Source organism: Fundidesulfovibrio magnetotacticus, from assembly GCF_013019105.1.
GTDB lineage: Bacteria > Desulfobacterota > Desulfovibrionia > Desulfovibrionales > Desulfovibrionaceae > Fundidesulfovibrio > Fundidesulfovibrio magnetotacticus.
The window spans coordinates 191,670-209,317 of sequence record NZ_BLTE01000005.1 but is presented as its reverse complement, the minus strand read 5'-3'; the positions used below and the strand labels follow the sequence as shown (position 1 = coordinate 209,317).

The window sequence follows — 17,648 nt, the reverse complement described above, 5'->3', positions numbered from 1 at the left end:
ATGGCCTCGCTGATCGCCGGTGTGATCATCGCCGCCGTGACCCTGCTGGGCACCAACATGACCAACCTCTTCAACCGCATCGCCGGGTCCATCCAGTAGCGTTCCCGGCAGGCGGCCGGTTCAGCCGCCGCGATGCCGCATGCCGGGGGGAGCCGCGCGCTTCCCCCGGCATACGCTTTCGCGGCGTCTGGCGTCCGGGGCCGCGCGGTGGTAGTCTGCGCGAGCAAACCGCGCGGCGGCCCGCGCGAACCGGGGGTGAAGCGTGCACGTTTCCCAGTCCATGCAGTCCTGGCTCGTCCTGGGGGCCTTGTGCGTGCCCATGCTCTGGGCCGCCTGGATCGACTACAGGAGCTATCGCATTCCCAACCGCATCACCTATCCCTCCATGCTCTGTTTCGTGGCCCTGAACGTGGCCCTGGCGGGCCTGGAGGGGCGCTGGCTGGAAGGGCTGTTCGTCGGCGGGGCGGGGCTGCTGCTGGCCGGAGGGTGCATGCTGCCGCCCTTCCTGCTGGGCGTGATGGGCGCGGGCGACGTGAAACTCATGGCCGTGTCCGGCGCGGCTCTGGGGCCGGGCGCGGTGCTCACGGTGCTGGTGTTCACCGCCCTCGCGGGCGGCGTGCAGGCGGCGCTCACCCTGGGGGCGCACATGCTGCGCACCGGCTCCATGCAGAACCCGCCCAAGGTGTGCTACGGAGTGGCCATTGCCGTCGGCACGCTTGGGGCCGCGGCGTGGCGCGCCGTCGGCGGCAAATACATTGCCGTGTTCTGAAGCGCTCTCTTCAGCGGCGCCTCTTCATGAGCCACGCGAACCCGAAAGCGCATCCCCCGTATTGCCCGAAAAGCGACGCGAAATGCCGTTGCATGGCCTGTTCTGGCGGAGTATGCACTTGCCAAGCTGCTGCGAATGTGCAACGTTTCTTCCCAAACGCAACAGGGGTCTCCGAAAGCATCGCGCGTGCCGGGGAATGATCCTGAAACGGCGGACGGCAAATCCGCAACGGAGCGGGCGCATCGGTCCTGATGCGAAGCGCTCCATGGACAGGGCCGGATGAACAGATCGCGGATTCTTCTGCACGGAGCCATTGCGCTCGTGCTCTCCCTAACGGCGGGCTTTCTGGTGTTCAGCTGGCTCCAGGGGCAGGGCAAGAAGCGTCAGGCCCCCGTGGAACAGGCCGCTCCCGCCCAGGTGCAACTGGCCGTGGCCGCCAAGCCCCTGGCCCGTGGCGAGCGCCTCGGCCCGGGCAACCTCTCCATGGCCCCCTATTTCGAAAAGAGCGTCCCCCCCGGCAGCTTCACCGCCCTGGACGCCCTGGAGGGCCGCGTGGTCATGGTCCCCCTGGGGGTCAACGAGCCCGTCACCCAGGACAAGCTCTTCCCCGCCGGGTCGAGCGGCTCGGGCCTGGAAACCCGCCTGGGCGAGGGACGCCGCGCCCTGGCCGTGCGCGGCAACCGCGTCATGGGCCTGGGCGGCCTCATCCTGCCCGGGGCGCGCGTGGACGTGCTCATGACCGTGGACGACCCCGACAAGCAGGGACAGAAGCTCGCCAAAGTGATCCTGGAAAACATGCTCGTGCTGGCCGTTGGCGCGCAGGCCGACAGGCCCCAGGGCGGCAAGGAAGAAATGCTGGGCGAAACCTACACGCTGGAGGCCACCCCGGCCGAGGCCGAGAAACTGGCCCTGGCCGGCGTGCAAGGAGAACTGCACCTGGCCCTGCGCGGCCCCCTGGACCGGGAGACCGTGCTCACCTCCGGGGCCAGCCTGCGCGGCAACCTGGCCAGCCTGCGCGAGACCGACCCCCCCAAGGACGCCCCTCCCGACCAGACCAAGGCCCAGCCCATGGTGGAGGAGATCCGGGGCGCCAAGCGCGAAGTGGCCCCCCTGGGCTCCAAGGACGCCCGCAAGACGGGAGGCAAGCCGTGAACCGCGCCGCCCTGCTCCTGGCGCTGGCGCTGGCGCTGCTGGCCTGCGCCGCCCCCGCGGACCTGGACGCCGCTCAGACCGCCAACGCCCCCCGGCTGGAACTCACGGTGGGCAAGTCCGTGGTGGTCAAGACCCAGGCGGACATCGCCCGCGTCTCCGTGGGCGACCCCAACGTGGCCGACTTCGTGCTTCTCACGCCGCGCCAGCTCTACGTGGCGGGCAAGGCCTCGGGCGTGACCAACATCACCCTCTGGGACGCGGCCGACCAGGTGCGCGGCCTCTACGACGTGGAGGTGGCCCCCGACGTGGCCCGTCTGCGCCGCCTCGTGGGCGACGTGATGCCCGACGAGTCCGGCGTGGTGGTGCGCGCGGCGGGCAATTCCATCGCCGTGTCCGGCACGGTGCGCAGCGAGGCCAACCTCAAGCGCCTGCTGGCCCTGGCCGAGGCCCACTCCCCGGGCAAGGTGCTCAACCTGCTCCAGATGGGCGGGGTGCAGCAGGTGATGCTGGAGGTGCGCGTGGCCGAGATGTCGCGCGCCCTGGCCAAAGACCTGGGCTTCAACCTCAACGCCATCTCCCAGGGCGATTTCCTCTACACCTTCCTGGGCGGGCTCACGAGCGTGCCCCTGCTCTCCAACATCGTCAAAACCTACACCACCACCAACACCAACAACCAGACCGTGGCGGACCCCTACAACCGCGTGAACAACCCCACGCGCTTCGACGAGCAGAAAGGCCCCCTGAACATCACCAGCAACGTGCAGGGGATGTTCAACTACAACACCAAGGTGAACGGGGTTCCCACCACCATCACGGGCTTCATCAACATCCTCAAGGACAACGGCCTCGTGCGCATCCTGGCCGAGCCCACCCTGGTCTGCCTGAACGGCCAGACGGCCGAGTTCCTGGCGGGCGGGGAAATCCCCGTGCCCATCCCCCAGGCCCTGGGCACCATCAGCATCGAGTGGAAAAAATACGGCGTGGAATTGCGCTTCACCCCCCACGTGCTGGCTGGAGACAAGATCAGCCTCCAGGTAGCCCCCTCGGTCTCGGAGCTGGACCCCGCCAACGCCGTGCAGGTGGGCAGCTTCGTCATTCCGGCCCTCAAGAAGCGCAGCGCCGCCACCGTGATCGAGCTGGGCGACGGCCAGAGCTTCGCCATCGCGGGCCTGCTCTCCCAGGACACCCGCTCCACGGCCAGCAAGTTCCCCGGCGTGGGCGACGTGCCCGTGTTGGGCAGCCTCTTCAAGAGCAGCAAGTTCCAGAAGAACGAGACGGAGCTGCTGATCATCATCACCCCCAGGCTCGCCAAGCCGGCCGACCCCAAGGCCATCAAGTTGCCCACCGACGGCGGCCTCAAGGAACCCGACGACCTGGAATTCTATCTGGGCATCGACCGCTCCAAGTTGGGCCTGGGCGCTCAACCGGCCGCCCCCGCGGCGGGCATCCCGGCCGGGCGCACCCTGGACGGCGAGTTCGGCCACGCCCTGCCCAATCCCCCGGCATCGGGCGCTCCGAGGCCCCCCCAACCCTCCGACGCGGGCAAGTAAGCGCCCGAACCGAGGAGCCCCCATGCGCCCCGACACCGCCCTGCGCGCCGCCCTTCTTGCCGCAGCCCTCCTGGCCCTCGCGGCCTGCGCGGACCAAGAACCCAAGACCGAGTGGAAGTTCGGCGAGTCGGTGCAGTCCACCATGCAAAGCCAGGTCGCCAACCCCGGGGCCGGAGGCGACAAACCCGTCACCGGCATGGACGGACAGGCCGCCGCCATGGCCGCCAACCGCCACGAAAAGATGGGTGAGGAAAAGCAGGGGGAGGGCGTCTTCGAGAAAATCCTCAAGAACATCGCGCCGGGGCAGGGGCAGTCCGGCTCCAAGTAGGCGCTCCCGGGCGAGGCCGGGCTGCATTTTGGGCATGAACACCACCCCCACCGTCCTTCTGGACATCCGCAACCTGGTCACCCGCGTCCTGGCCGAAAAGTGCGCCGCCCAGGCGGGCCTTCGCGTGCTGGCCTCGGAAGACGCCCAGGCCCCGGACCTCTGCGTGCGTCAGGCCGGGCCGGACCCCGAGGCCGAGGAGCGCGCCCTGGAGGCCTTCCGGCAGGAGAACCCCGACACGGGCCTCCTGCTCCTGGGCGACACCTCCGACGCGGCGCTCATCGTGGCGGCCATGCACGCCGGGGTGCTCGAATTCCTCTCCGAGAGCCTGGGCGAGGACGACCTGCTCCCCCGGTTCGAGCAGTTCGCCCAGGAGCGGCTGGCGAGCGCGGGCGGTCCCGCGCCCGGCAGGCTCGTCAGCGTGTTCTGCCTCAAAGGCGGCGTGGGCGGCACCACCCTGGCCGTCAACGTGGCCCTGGAGCGCCAGCGCGCCGCCCAGGGCCGGGAGCGCGCCGCCGCCCTCCTGGACCTGGGCCTGCCCTACGGCGAGGCCCAGATGTTTCTCGACCTCAACTGCCGCTACCACTGGGGCGAGGCCGTGAAGAACGTGGGCCGCCTGGACGGCACCTATCTCCTGAGCCTCATGACCCAGCACGCCTCGGGTCTGCGCCTGCTGCCCCCGCCCGCCCAGCCCGACGAGATCCAACTGGCCGGGGCCGAGGTGATGGGCTTCCTGGCCGAACAGGCCCGCAGGCTCTTCGACACCGTGGTGGTGGACCTGGGGGCCTACCTGGACGAGGTGTCCCAGCGCATCATGGACATCTCCGACGACGTGCTCCTGGTGTGCGTGCAGAGCACCGCCTGCCTGCGCAACCTGGCGCGTTTCGCCGCCCAGTACCCCGTGGCCCGCTCCCGGCGCGGACGCGCCTTCCGGCTGGTGGTGAACCGCCACCTGGAGAAGGCCCAGATCACCCCCGCTCAGCTGGAGGAGGCCGCCGGAATCGCCGGGGCCTGGCTCGTGCCCAACGACTATCCCGCCACCCTGGGGGCCATCAACCAGGGCCTGCCCCTGGCCGAGGCCGCGCCCAAGGCCCCGGTCACGGAGGCCGTGCGCGCCCTGGCCCTCTCCCTGGACGGGGGGCCGCAACGCCCCGAGCGCAAGGCGCGCTTCGGGCTCTTCGCACTGGGGAAGGGGTAGGGCATGGCCGCGGAGCGCCCCCTCGGCGTCCTCCTCGCGGGAGACCCCGCCGTGCTGCCCGTGTTGCGCGCCGCGCTGGAGGGCCAGCCCCTGGCCCGCCCGGCCGAGGCCCGGCCCGACGTGGTGTTCGTGGCCGCCGGGCAGAACATCCAGGCAGCCCTGGACCAGCTGGCGCAGGCCGCCCGGGAGCACCCCGGCGCGCAGCTGGCCCTGGCCGCCCACCCGGCCGCCCCGGAACTCTTCCTGGCCGCCCTGCGCCTGGGCGTGCGCGAGGCCCTGCCCGCAGCGGACCTGGAACGCAAGCTCCCCGGCGCGCTGGAGCGCATGGCCGGGCGCGTCCGGCGCTCCGCGCCCGCGTCCTCGGGGCGCTCCGGCGCGCTGCACGCCTTCATCGGCGCCAAGGGCGGCGTGGGCGTTACAACCCTGGCCGTGGGCGCGGCACGCGAGCTGGCCCGTCCTGGTCCCGGCGGAGCGCCCCGCGAGTCCGTGCTGGTCGACATGAACCTTCCTTACGGCGAAAGCCCGCTCTTTCTGGGGATCACCCCGGGCACGTCCCTGGCGGAGATCCTGGCGCGGGAGGGCGCGCTCCAGGCGCGCGCCGCCGCCGAATGCGCCGAGCGCCACGTCTCGGGGCTTTCGCTCCTGGCCCTGCCCGCCCAGCTGGCCGACGCCCCGGCGGGGCTCTCGCCGGAGCTGCTCTGCGAAATCCTCGCGGAGCTGCGCTCCCGGCACGACCACGTCAGCGTGGACCTGGGCATCTACATCGACGATCTCACCCTGCGCGTCATGGGCCAGGCCGACGGCGTCTACCTCGTGGGCGTGCAGAGCATGGCCTGCGTGCGCAACATCCGCCGTTTCCTGGACTACGTGCGCCCCCAGGGCGAGGTGCGCCTGGTGGTGAACCGCCACCTCTCCGACTGCGAGCTCTCCGTGGAGGACATGGAAAAGGCCCTTGGCCTCAAATGCTTCCAGGTGATACCAAACGACTACGCACTGACCCTGGAAGCCATCAACCTGGGCAGGCCCGTGGCCGACCTGGCCCCGCGCTCGGCAGTGAGCCGCGCCCTGGCCGCCCTGGCCTCGGGCATGTCCGGCGAGCGCGCCGAGAGCGGCCTGGCGGGACTGGCCCGCAGGCTCTTCGGCCGCGCGCCCGGCGGGAGGTAAGACGCCATGCGGGGACGCCAGCTCATCCGGCCCACGGCCCAGGCCCAGGCCCCGGCCGCGCCCGAACTCGACCCTCAGCGCTCCGCCGCCCAGGGCGACCAGTACTACGAGCTCAAGACGCTCCTGCACGAACGGCTCATCGAGGTCATCGACCTGAGCCTCCTGGAATCCCTGGACCCGGCGGCCCTCAAGTCCGAGATCAACAGGCTGGTCAACGGACTCCTGGGCGACGAGTTCGCCCACGCGCCCCTCAACCGGGCCGAGCGCGAGCGCCTCGTGGACGAGGTGCACGACGAGATCATGGGCCTTGGCCCCCTGGAGCCCTTCCTGAAGGACTCCACCGTCAACGACATCCTGGTGAACGCCTACAGCCACATCTACGTGGAGCGCCGGGGCCGCCTGGAGCTGACCGGGGCGCGCTTCAAGGACAACGACCACCTCAAGAAGATCATCGACCGCATCGTCAACCGCGTGGGTCGCCGGGTGGACGAGTCCTCGCCCATGGTGGACGCGCGCCTCCCCGACGGCTCGCGCGTCAACGCCATCATCCCGCCCCTGGCCATCGACGGCCCGGCTCTCTCCATCCGCAAATTCTCCAAGGACCCCCTGGAACTCGACGACCTCATCGCCTTCAAGGCCCTCACCCCGGAGCTGGGCGAGCTGCTCAAGGGCATCGTCATGGCCAGGCTGAACATTCTCATCTCCGGCGGCACCGGGTCGGGCAAGACCACCATGCTCAACTGCCTCTCGCGCTTCATCCCCGAGCACGAGCGCATCGTCACCGTGGAGGACGCCGCCGAGCTGCAGCTCAAGCAGGAGCACGTGGTGCGCCTGGAAACACGCCCCGCCAACATCGAGGGGCGCGGCGAGATCACCCAGCGCGACCTCGTGAAGAACTGCCTGCGCATGCGCCCCGACCGCATCATCATCGGCGAGGTGCGCGGCGGCGAGGCCCTGGACATGCTCCAGGCCATGAACACCGGCCACGACGGCTCCCTGGCCACCATCCACGCCAACACCCCCCGCGACGCCCTGATGCGCCTGGAGACCATGGTGGCCATGGCCGGGCTGAACATTTCGAGCCTCTCGCTCAAGCGTTACGTCAGCTCCGCCATCGACGTGATCATCCAGATCGCCCGGCTCTCCGACGGCAGCCGCAAGATGATCTCCTTCCAGGAGCTCACCGGCATGGAAGGCGAAATCATCACCATGCAGGAGATCTTCGCCTTCGAGCAGAAGGGCCTGAACGCTGAGGGCAAGGTGCGCGGCCAGTTCCTCTCGCGCGGCATCCGCCCCAAGTTCTCCGAGCGTCTGTCCGCCAAGGGCATCAACCTGCCCGGCAACCTCTTCGCGCCCCGGGTGCTCCTGGAGATGTGAGCCCGTGCCGCCGCTGCCCGTCACACTGGCCGTCGCGGTGGCCTGCGTCTACCTGGGGGTGCTGGTGCTGGTGCTCTTCGGGCGCGACAGCGCCCAGCGTCGGGAACGCACCCTCAAGCGCCTGGAGGCCCTGGAGGAGCGCCCCGACGTGGAGGCCCCGGCCATCCTCGTCAAGAAGCAGCGCCTGAGCGAGGTGGAATGGCTGGACCAGGGCCTGGCCCGCCTGGGCTGGACCGGGCGCATGGCCCGCAAGCTGGCCCAGGCCCGGGTGAACGCGCCGCTCTCCGTGTTCGTGCTCCTCTCGCTGACCATCGCCGTGCTGGGCGCGGCCCTGGGCGGGCTGCTTTTCGAGGGGGTGCTCGTGCCCGCGCTCTTCGGCGTCGCTCTGGGCTGGCTGCCCACGTGGTGGATCAACCGGCGCATCAACGCGCGCAACGCCCGCTTCGAGGAGCAGCTCCCCGACGCCCTGGATCTGGTCTCTCGTGCGCTCAAGGCCGGACACACTTTCCCCACGGGCCTGACCATGGTCCAGCAAGAGTTCGAGGACCCTATCGGAGAAGAGTTCGGCAAGACCCTGGAGGAGATCAACTTCGGCGGCAGCGTCCAGGAATCCCTGGACAACCTCTCCCAGCGCGTGAACAGCCCGGACCTGATGTTCTTCGTGGTCTCCGTCAAGATCCAGAGCGAGACGGGCGGCAACCTGGCCGAGATCGTGGAGAACATCTCCCGGCTCATCCGCGAGCGCTTCAAGCTGCGCGGCCGGGTGAACGTGCTCTCGGCCGAGGGCCGCTTCGCGGCCTGGATCCTCTGCTGCATGCCCCCGGGCATCGCCCTGGTGATCAACTTGATCAACCCGGGCTACATGGGGGCGCTTCTGGAGCCGGGCCTGGGGCGCACGCTGCTCTACGGGGCCATCTTCCAGATGGCCCTGGGCGTGTTCAGCATCACCCAGATGATCAAGATCAAGGTCTAGGCCGTGGAAACCGACCTCTTCGCCGCGAGCCTGGCCGCCCTGGCCGCCCTGGCCGGGGTGTGGCTGTGGTTTCTGGCGGCCGATCGCAGGGAGCGCCGCAAGCGTCTGCTGGCCCGCACCGAGGGCCGCTACGGCCTGGACGAGAAGAAGCCGGGGAGCGGCCAGCAGGCGGGGCCGGGCCTCGCGCGCGGGCTTCTGGACGCCGTGGGCCGCGTGGGGCAGCTCTTTGCGCCCAAGAAGCCCGAGGAGATCTCCGAGGTGCGCGTGGAACTCATCCGCGCGGGCTTCCGCAAAGCCTCGGCCTTCACGGTGTTCTGGGGTTTCAAGATGGGCCTGGCCCTGGGCGGCCTGGGCATGGCGGCCCTGGTCCACGCCACCGTCCTGGCCGAGGCTCTCGCCCAGATCAAGGCCCTGGCCTATCTCATGCTGCCGGGCCTGGGGCTCTACCTGCCCACACTTTGGCTGCGCATGGCGGGCGCAAAGCGCCGCAAGGCCATCCGCAACGCCCTGCCCGACGCCCTGGACCTTCTGGTGGTCTGCGTGGAGGCGGGCATGGGCCTGGACCAGGCGGTGTTCCGCGTGAGCTCCGAACTGCGCGCGGGCTACCCCGAAATGAGCGAGGAGTTCCGGCAGCTCAACCTGGAGTTGCGCGCGGGCAAGTCGCGCCGCGACGCCCTGAAAAACCTTGCCTGGCGCATCGGCATCGACGACGTGAACAGCCTCACGGCCCTGCTCATCCAGTCCGATCTGTTCGGCACGTCCATCGCCCAGACCCTGCGCGTCTACGCCGACGCCATGCGCACCAAGCGCTTCCAGCTGGCCGAGGAGAAGGCGGCCAAGCTGCCGGTGAAGCTCCTGCTGCCGCTCATCTTCTTCATTTTGCCCCCGCTGTTCATCGTCATCGTGGGTCCGGGCGTCATCCGCCTGATGACCGTCATGGGCGGCTCGCTGCGCTGAGCCCGCCAGGAGGTTCCATGTCCGTGCGTCTTTCCGTGGCCCTGTCCGCCGTCCTCCTGCTGGCCGTCCTGGCCGGCGGGTGCACCTTCCCGGGCAAGGCCTCGCGCCCGGACGCCCCGGGAAGCCCAGAGGGCCTGGAGCAGCAGGGCGACCAGGCCCTGCGCGACGGCCGCCCCGACGCGGCGGCCCAGTTCTACCTCCAGGCCGGGCGCGCGGGCCTGCCCCCGGGCCGGGCCGGGCTCAAGGCCGGCCGGGCGCTTTCGGCCATGGGGCAGTGGGAGCAGGCCCTCCAGGCCCTGGACGCGGCCGCCAAGGCCGACCCCAAGTCCTCCGAGATCGCGCTCCTGGCGGGTTACGCCGCCCTGCGCCTGGGAAGGTACGACCTGGCCGAGAAGGATCTGCGCCGCTCCCTGTCCCTGCGGGATGATTCGGTGCTGGCCCGTTCGCTCCTGGGCGTTTCGCTCAACCGCCAGGGGCGGGCGGAGGAGGCTTTGCCGGAGCTGGACAAGGCCCTGGAGCTGGCCGGCCCCGAGGCGTCCATCCTCAACAACAAGGGGCTGGCCCTCTACATGCTGGGCCGCCACGCCCAGGCCGAGGAGGCCCTGCGCCAGGCCGCGACGCTGGACCCCCTGCCCCGCCACCGCAACAACCTGGCCCTGGCCCTCTGCCGCCTGGGCCGCTTCCCGGAGGCCTACGAGCAGTTCAGGCTGGCCGAGGGCGACGCGGCAGCCCACAACAACCTGGGCTGCTGCTTCCTGGACGCAGGCCAGCCCCAGAAGGCCCAGGAGAGCTTCGAGAAGGCCCTGGCCCTTTCCTCCGGGCTTTACAAGCCCGCCGCCGAGAATCTTCAACGCATGGGCAAGCCCGTGCCACAGCGCCCGGAGCCACAGGGCGCGCGTCCCTCGCTTCAGGAGAGCGCCTTGAACGACGAGCTGGCCGCGCGCCCCGGCCCGCCCCAGCCCCAGGCGGCGCTCCAGGCCGGGGCGTCACAGGCCTCGCCGGGGGTGCGCGCCGCGCGGTCTGGCCAGGAGGCCCCGTTCGCCGGGCTGCCCCCGGGCATGGTCGTGGGGGCCCAGCCGCCCGCACAGGCCCCGGCCCAGGTCCCTGGGCAGGTCCAGGTGGTCCCCATGATGCCCGCGCAGGGCCAGCCTCAGGCCGTCCAGCCCCAGCCGGGGCAGCTGCCGTCCCTGGCCGTGCGCCCCCAGATCGAGCAGGTGCAGCCCGGCCCGGTCCCCCCGGCAGCACCCGGCGTCCAGCCCGGCGCATCGGGCGAGGCCCCGGGCCAGCCCGCGAAGCGCGTGGTGACCAACGTCACGGGCCTGGAATCCGGCGGAGAGATCCGCCTCATGGTGGCCGCCGGAGGCCCCGTGGACCCGGCCCAGGCGCGCCTGGAGGCCGCGGCCGACGGCCTGACCCTGATTCTCCCGGGGGCCTGGGGGTTCCAGGGCCAGGTGGTCAACTACGGCGCGGGGGGGCTTTTGGAGCGCGTCACGGCCGAGGAGCGCGCCGACGGCGTGTGGGTGCGCGTGCGCTACAAGCAGGGCGTGCCCAGGCCCCAGGGCCGTCCCGCCGCCGAGTCCATCCCCCAGGGCCTGGCCGTGGTGGTGGGCAAGTAGGCGCGGCGGGAGGACAACGCCGTGCGCGTGCGCATCGTCCTGGTGCTTCTGGTGGTGCTGGTCTGCTACGTGGCGGTCTACGGCACGGTGTTCGACGCGCTGGTCTATCCGCGCTTCGGCGAGTTGGAGAACGAGCGCGCCCAGGAGAACCTCGGGCGCGCCGTGGAATCCCTGGAGCGCGAGGCGCTCAGGCTCTCCTCGGCCTGCGCCGGGCTGGCCGCCCTGGAGGCCGCGGGCTCGCTGGATGCGGCCTTCGTTCAGGGCATGGCCCAGGCCCTGGCGGCCGACGCCCCCCGCTACGCTGCCTGGCGCCGCCCGGGCGCTCCGGGCACGGTGCGCGGCATCCCGGCCGCAGGCGAGGTCCAGGCCCCGGCCACTCCGAAGGACCTTGCCGCGCTCCTGGAGACACCCGCCGCGGGGTCCGTCGCGTCGGGCTTTTTGTGGGCCGACGGCCGTCCTCTGCTTGCGGCATTTCGCGGCGGGCCGGGGGGGCGGGTTCTCCTGGCCCAGGCCCTGGATGGCGGCGACCGCGCGGCGTCGGTCGCCCCGGCATCCTTGACCCTGTATCCGGCCGAGCCCGACCGGGCTGCCCCCCCGGAGCGCGAGGCCCTGGCAGCCCTGGCCGGCGGCGCCCGATCGTGGATGAGCGCCAGGGACGGCTACGTGCACGCCTACGCCCTGCTGTCCGCGCCTGCCGGGACCGGCCCCGGGCTGCTGGCGCGGGCGAGCCTGCCCGAGACCCTGGGCGAGCGCGGCCGGGCCGCGGCGCGCATGGGGGCCGCCTCGGGCATCCTGGCCGGGGCGCTTCTGCTGCTGGTTCTCCTTGCGGTCCTGGACGCCCAGATCGGCTCGCCTCTGGAGCGCTTCACCCGCCACGTGCGCCGTGTGCGACAGGAGCGGGACCTCGGCGCGCGAACCGGCTCCACACGTGCCGACGAGATCGGACTGCTGAGCCGTGAGTTCGACGCCATGCTCGCGGAAATCCAGGCCCTGCACCGGGAACTTGCCCACCAGGCCTTCCGGCTGGGCATGGCCGAGGCGGCGGCGGGGGTGCTCCACGAACTGCGCAACGCCCTGGCCCCCCTGCCAGGACTCCTGGAGACCCAGCGCCGGGGAGCCCGGGGCGTGTCCTGGGAGAACCTCGCCCGCGCCGTCCGCGAACTGGAGGCGGACCCGTCGGACGCGGGGCGTCGCGCCGATCTGGGAGCCTACCTGGGCATGGGCTTGGAGCGCGCCCGTCAGGCCCTGGAGGAGGGCGACCAGGGCGCTTCGCGCCTGGGCGAGCTTTTCGCCCGGGTGGAGGCCATCCTGATGGCCTACGACGCCATGGCCCTGGCCTCGCGCCGGGTGGAGCCCCTGGACCCGGCCCAGGCCCTGCTCGACGCGGCGGCCGGACTGACAGCGGAGCTGGACGGAAACCTGGACTTCTCGACCGACCCCTCTCTGGACAGCGTTCCTCCCTCGCGCGGCAACCCCCAGGGCCTGCGCCTGGTGGTCGAAACCCTGCTCGTTCTGGCCGCGAGTGGTGCTTCCGAGGCTGGCCGCGCCCGGATCCTCGCCTCGGGCGGCGTGGAGGTGGGGCCAGGCGGTGGCCGCTTCGCCCGGCTGCGCCTGGACCTGGAGAACCTGCGGGACCCAGGGGCGCTCCTGGTCATGGACCGCCAGGCGCCCGACGGCATGCGCTCCCCCCATTGGTGCGCCAACGCAATGAACGCCATGGACGGGGCCCTGCGCGTGCGCGCGGAGGAACCCGCCCGGCGCGTGGTCATCGACCTGCTCCTGCCTCTGGACGCCACCGACGGAGAAGACCATGCCCCGTGAAGACAGCCTGACGCCCCGCATCCTCGTGGCAGACGACGAGCCCTCCATCCGGGAGCTGTTCCGGGAGATTCTCGCCGGAGACCCGGAAGACGGCCCGGACCGCCGCTTCGACGACCTGGAACGCCGCCTCTTCGGGGCCGAAGGCCAAGGCCGGGAGGATTCGCGCCCCTGCGAGCTGACCCTGGTCTCCCAGGCCGTCGATGCCGTGGCGGCCGTGGAGTCGGCCGTATCCGAGGGCAGGCCCTACGCCATGGTCTTCCTCGACGTGCGCATGCCGCCCGGTCCCGACGGCATCTGGGCCGCCGAGCGCATCCGCGCGGCGGACCCCGGGGTGCAGATCGTGGTGGTCACGGCCTTTTCGGAACTCGACGCCCAGGACATCGCCCGGCGCGTGCCACCGGCGGACCGTCTGCTCTACCTGCGCAAGCCTTTCCACCCGCAAGAGATCCTCCAGTTCGCACGAAGCCTCGGGGCCAAGTGGCGCGCCGAACGCGAGCAGAGCGCCTTCAACGAGCGCCTCAAGGCCATGGTGGAGGAGCGCACCCAGGACCTGGCCCTGGCAAACCGCAGGCTCCAGGAGGAAATGGTCCAGCGCGACCACACCGCCAGCCTCATCCTGGTGGCCAAGCGCGAGTGGGAGGCCACCTTCGACAGCGTGCAGGACGCCATCGTGCACCTGGACGACGCCTTCCGCATCCGGCGCATCAACATGGCCGCGGCGCGCATCTCGCGCAAGCACCCGCGCGACCTGGTGGGCGTGCCCATGGAGTCCCTCTTCGGCACGGAGGGCGGCCAGGCGGTGCGCGACATGCTGCCCCAGGCCGTGGAGACCGGCCAGGCGGCGGAGGTCTCCCTGCCGGCCCTTGGCGGCGTGTTCCTGGTCACGGCGGCGCGCGTGCCCGAGGACGCGGCGGGCCAGCCCCTCACGGTGCTGGTGGCCCACGACATCACCGACCACAAACGCATGGAGACCCAGCTTCGCCACTCCCAGAAGATGGAGGCCCTGGGCACCCTGGCCGGTGGCATCGCCCACGATTTCAACAACATCCTGGGCATCATCATGGGCTTCTCGGAGCTCATGGCCGCCCAGGCCGAGCCGGGCGGCAGCCAGCAGCGCCGCCTGGGCCAGATCCTGGACGCCTGCCGCCGCGCCCGCGACCTGGTGGCCCAGATCATGGCCTTCGGCAAGGGCGGGGACAGCCTCATGCGCCCGCTCGCCCTCACGCCGCTGGTGGAGGAGCTCATGAAGCTCATCCGCGCCAGCACTCCCGCGAGCATCGCCATCGACGTGAAGCGCCGCGCCCGGCGCGACGTGATCCTGGGCGAGCGCACCCAGGTCGAGCAGGTGCTCGTGAACCTCTGCGGCAACGCCTCCCACGCCATGGGCCACGGGCACGGACGCCTGGAAATCTGCCTGGACGACATGGACCTGGACCAGACCGAATCCTCCCGCCTGGGCTGCCCAGGGCCGGGACCCTACCTGCGCCTGCGCGTCCAGGACAACGGCCACGGCATCCCGGCCGGGCAGCTGGAGCGCATCTTCGACCCCTTCTTCACCACCAAGAAGCCCGGCGAAGGCACGGGCATGGGGCTGGCCGTGGTGCACGGGGTGGTGCGCCGCCACGGGGGGTGCATCTCGGTCTCCAGCGAGCCGGGGCTGGGCAGCGTCTTCGACGTGTATTTCCCTCTGGTGGCAGAGAGCCCGGCGTTGGATGCGGCCCCCGCGCCCAAGGCCCCCTCGGGCCGCAAGGGCCGCGCCCTGGTGGTGGACGACGAGCCCGCCCTGGTGGAGATCGGCGTGGAGATGCTGCGCGGCCTCGGCTGGAGCGCCGAAGGCCTGGAAGCGCCCAACGCCGCCTTGGCGCGCATCGAGGCCGACCCCTCCTGCTGCGACCTGCTCGTCACCGACCTGGCCATGCCCGGCATGAGCGGGCTCGAACTGGCCCGCGCGGCCACGGCGCTGCGGCCCGGTCTTGCGGCTGTGCTCGTGAGCGGCTACGGCGACAGCGCCTCCCCGGAGGAGTTGGCCCGGGCGGGCGTGCGCGCCGTGATCAACAAGCCCGTGTCTCCCGGCCAGCTGGAGCGAGTCCTCGAGGAGGTACTGGGCGCTCCCGAAGAGCCCCGCGTCCGGCCCGAGGAGTGAAACCGGGGCCTTCTGGACAACGACATCCCGTTGGACTAACGTAACAGGTTGCGCCGTGGGCCGGGCCTCCCCGACGGAGTGCCGGACCGGCCGCCGGAAATCCAATCCGCCGCGCCGGCCCCCGCCGCGCGACAGCCGGAGACCCCATGCCCCGACCCTTCCGCGAATCTTTGCCGCACCTGGCCCTGGCGGCCGCGTTCCTGGCCCTCGCCGCGACTGCGGCGCAGGCGGCCGTGATCACGTTCCAGGGCAAGACCGCCTCGCCCGACATGTACGACGTCTACACCCCCCATGCCACCAAGGAGCAGGCCGACGCCTACAATGCGGAAAAGGAAAAACGAAAGCAGGAGGCCAAGAACGCCGGCAAAGAGGTTCGCGATGACGAAATGGGGGGGGGCACGCCCTACATCGATGGCCCCATCACCGTGTTGCGCGTGCTTGTGCAGATCGGCCAGAGGGTGGTGCCCACCGAATGGCTCATGGAATACACCATCCCGCGCGACTTCCTCATCGCGGAGCAGGGCGGCGTCTACCGCACCTCCGAACTGGCCTTCCGTGCCGACCTCCAGCGCGCGCTCACCGACCTGGAGTCCTGGCGCAACAAGCTCAAGGGCGTCGTTGAGCGCGTGGCCAGGGGCACCGTGGCCCCCCAGGAGCAGGCCCAGATCGTGCGCGAGATTGACGTGCTCACCTATCGCGTGCGGTATTTGGAAGAGGCCCTGAAGCTCGAGGAAGAGTCCGGCAAATTCCGGCGCGACATGGCCCGCATGCGCTACGGCTTCAAGTCCAAGGACAGCCAGTCCATCAAGAACGTCACGGCCATCTCCTCCCCCGGGCACGGGCACATCCTCTGGATCAATCCCGACGTGAAGCCCGGCATGGTCTTCAACAAGCTCACCCGCCTCTTCCAGCTGGGCACCCTGGACCCCCTGATCATCCGCGCCCTGGTGCACGAGAGCAAGATCCCCCAGCTGCGCGTGGGCGACAAGGCCCGGGTCACCTTCGAGTCCATGCCCGGCGAGGCGCGCGAGGCCGTCATCACCCAGATCAACGTCACGGCCGAGCAGCAGGAGACCCAGCTGCCCTCCCACTTCGAGGTGCAGCTTTCGCTGCCCAACCCAGGGCTGACGCTCAAGGTGGGCATGCGCGGCGACATCGTAGTGACCGTCCCCGACACCCCCAGGAACTGACCGGAACACGGCCGCGCCGCACCTCGTGCCCTTCCTTCCGAGCCAACACGCCCCGGATCGCCTCGGGATCGCCCCGGCGGCGCGCCTGACTGCGGGACGCCTCCTGGCCCTGGCGGCCGCCGTGTCGCTGGCCCTGGTCCACTACAAGGTCGATTCCGACGGCCTGCTGCGCTACCGCTGGCTGTTGACCCTCCTGGACGAGGGACGCTCCACGGGCATGATCTATTCCTCGCTCATGCCCCTGGCCTCCGCCCCCTTCCTGCTGCTGGACAGGTTCCTGGGCCTGGACGGGGCGCTCTTCACCCGCTTCAACCTGGGCCTCTTCCTGGCGGGGCTGGCCTTTCTGCACCGCCGCCTGTGCCGACCCCTGGGCGAGGAGGCCGCCCTGAACATGGTGCTTCTGCTTCTGTGCGGCTCCATGTTCACAAACCTCGTGAACAATTATTTCGGCGAAGTCTTCACCGCCGTGCTGGTCTGCGCGGGGCTCGTGCTCGTCCACCAGGGCAGCCCCCTGGCCGGGTGGGCCCTGGCGGTCCTGGGCGCGGCCAACACCCCGGCCGTGCTGGCTGGGCTGGGGCTTAGCGCCCTGCATGCCGCCTGGCTGCGGCGCGACTGGCGGCACTTGCTGGCCCCGGCCGGGGCGGCGCTGCTCATGGCGGCGGAGGTCTGGCTGCGCAACGGCGGCCTGGCCACGGGCTATGAGGGCAACGCCGGAATCAAGACCTTCATGCCCTATTCCGGGCTGCCGGGCTTCAGCTACCCCTTCGCGCTGGGGCTCCTCTCCATCCTGTTCTCCTTCGGCAAGGGCCTGCTGTTCTTCGTGCCGGGGCTCTTCTTCCGCCCCAGGCCCGTGCGGGGCTTCGACCCCGCGCCCCTGTGGACCGCCATGGTTCTTTTCGTGGCCGGGGAGGCGCTGGTCTACGCCAAGTGGTGGGCCTGGTACGGCGGGCTCTGCTGGGGGCCGCGCTTCTTCCTGTTTGCCTGCTTTCCGGCGGCGCTGGCCCTGGGTACGGCGCTGGCCGCCCCGGGAGCGTCCGGCGGGGGCTCCGCCGACCCGACCCCGTGGCGGACCGCCATGACCGCCCTGGCCACGGCCTTTTCCGTGTGGGTGGCCCTGAGCGGCGTGGTCTTCGGCGACAGGGCCGTGCAGTCCATCTGCTGGTTCAACAACTACGCCTTCGAGGTGCTTTGCTGGTACGCCCCGGAGTACAGCACGCTCTTCACCCCCTTCGTCTTCAAGCTCGACCCCCTGCCGTACGGCTGGTGGCTCATCGCGCTCTTCGGCGCGACGGGGCTGTACCTGCTGGCCCCCCTGGTCCGGGACGCGACGCCCCGGGTGGTCCGGGCTCTGCGCGAGACCCTGGCCGGAGCGCGTCGCGGCGGACCGGACGGGGCAGGGGACGGCAGCTAGAC

At 71.0% G+C, this 17,648-nt stretch carries 14 protein-coding genes; all 14 read left to right on the top strand.

The features are described 5' to 3' along the window. Nucleotides 1–262 precede the first annotated feature (262 nt). The 14 genes from NNJEOMEG_RS07590 to NNJEOMEG_RS07525 all read left to right on the top strand — a co-directional run bounded on the left by NNJEOMEG_RS07590 (nt 263) and on the right by NNJEOMEG_RS07525 (nt 17,646). On the top strand, nt 263–769 hold the full coding sequence (locus NNJEOMEG_RS07590; RefSeq protein WP_235956869.1) for an A24 family peptidase: 507 nt from the start codon (nt 263–265) through the stop codon (nt 767–769). Between the two features lie 279 nt (nt 770–1,048). Continuing rightward, complete coding sequence (cpaB, locus tag NNJEOMEG_RS07585; protein WP_173082964.1) at nt 1,049–1,921, top strand: Flp pilus assembly protein CpaB; 873 nt, start codon at nt 1,049–1,051, stop codon at nt 1,919–1,921. Beyond that, nucleotides 1,918–3,471: a type II and III secretion system protein family protein gene (locus NNJEOMEG_RS07580; protein WP_173082962.1), complete on the top strand. Its 1,554-nt coding sequence runs from the start codon at nt 1,918–1,920 to the stop codon at nt 3,469–3,471. The genes cpaB and NNJEOMEG_RS07580 overlap by 4 nt, the downstream gene beginning before the upstream one ends. Before the next feature lie 22 nt (nt 3,472–3,493). Beyond that, on the top strand, nt 3,494–3,799 hold the full coding sequence (locus NNJEOMEG_RS07575; RefSeq protein ID WP_173082960.1) for a hypothetical protein: 306 nt from the start codon (nt 3,494–3,496) through the stop codon (nt 3,797–3,799). Nucleotides 3,800–3,833: 34 nt separating this feature from the next. Continuing rightward, nucleotides 3,834–4,994 carry a CpaE/TadZ family protein gene (locus NNJEOMEG_RS07570; protein WP_173082958.1) on the top strand — a complete coding sequence of 387 codons (1,161 nt, stop codon included), beginning with the start codon at nt 3,834–3,836 and terminating at the stop codon, nt 4,992–4,994. A 3-nt stretch (nt 4,995–4,997) separates the two neighbouring features. Then, on the top strand, nt 4,998–6,158 hold the full coding sequence (locus NNJEOMEG_RS07565) for a CpaE/TadZ family protein (RefSeq protein WP_173082956.1): 1,161 nt from the start codon (nt 4,998–5,000) through the stop codon (nt 6,156–6,158). Nucleotides 6,159–6,164: 6 nt separating this feature from the next. After that, the gene (locus tag NNJEOMEG_RS07560; RefSeq protein ID WP_173082954.1) at nt 6,165–7,535 is read left to right on the top strand and encodes a TadA family conjugal transfer-associated ATPase; all 1,371 of its coding nucleotides are present in this window, start codon (nt 6,165–6,167) and stop codon (nt 7,533–7,535) included. A gap of 4 nt (nt 7,536–7,539) precedes the next feature. Continuing rightward, a complete protein-coding gene (locus NNJEOMEG_RS07555) occupies nt 7,540–8,508 on the top strand; it encodes a type II secretion system F family protein (RefSeq protein WP_173082952.1) in 969 nt (322 codons plus the stop codon). A gap of 3 nt (nt 8,509–8,511) precedes the next feature. After that, a complete protein-coding gene (locus tag NNJEOMEG_RS07550; protein ID WP_173082950.1) occupies nt 8,512–9,465 on the top strand; it encodes a type II secretion system F family protein in 954 nt (317 codons plus the stop codon). Between the two features lie 17 nt (nt 9,466–9,482). Then, nucleotides 9,483–11,081, top strand: a complete 1,599-nt coding sequence (locus NNJEOMEG_RS07545) for a tetratricopeptide repeat protein (protein ID WP_173082948.1) — start codon at nt 9,483–9,485, stop codon at nt 11,079–11,081. Between the two features lie 21 nt (nt 11,082–11,102). Continuing rightward, the gene (locus NNJEOMEG_RS07540) at nt 11,103–12,902 is read left to right on the top strand and encodes a HAMP domain-containing protein (RefSeq protein WP_173082946.1); all 1,800 of its coding nucleotides are present in this window, start codon (nt 11,103–11,105) and stop codon (nt 12,900–12,902) included. After that, complete coding sequence (locus NNJEOMEG_RS07535) at nt 12,892–15,045, top strand: ATP-binding response regulator (protein WP_173082944.1); 2,154 nt, start codon at nt 12,892–12,894, stop codon at nt 15,043–15,045. Before NNJEOMEG_RS07540 ends, NNJEOMEG_RS07535 begins: the two co-directional genes overlap by 11 nt. A gap of 146 nt (nt 15,046–15,191) precedes the next feature. Then, nucleotides 15,192–16,235: an efflux RND transporter periplasmic adaptor subunit gene (locus NNJEOMEG_RS07530; protein ID WP_173082942.1), complete on the top strand. Its 1,044-nt coding sequence runs from the start codon at nt 15,192–15,194 to the stop codon at nt 16,233–16,235. Nucleotides 16,236–16,260: 25 nt separating this feature from the next. Continuing rightward, complete coding sequence (locus tag NNJEOMEG_RS07525) at nt 16,261–17,646, top strand: hypothetical protein (RefSeq protein ID WP_173082940.1); 1,386 nt, start codon at nt 16,261–16,263, stop codon at nt 17,644–17,646. Nucleotides 17,647–17,648 lie beyond the last annotated feature (2 nt).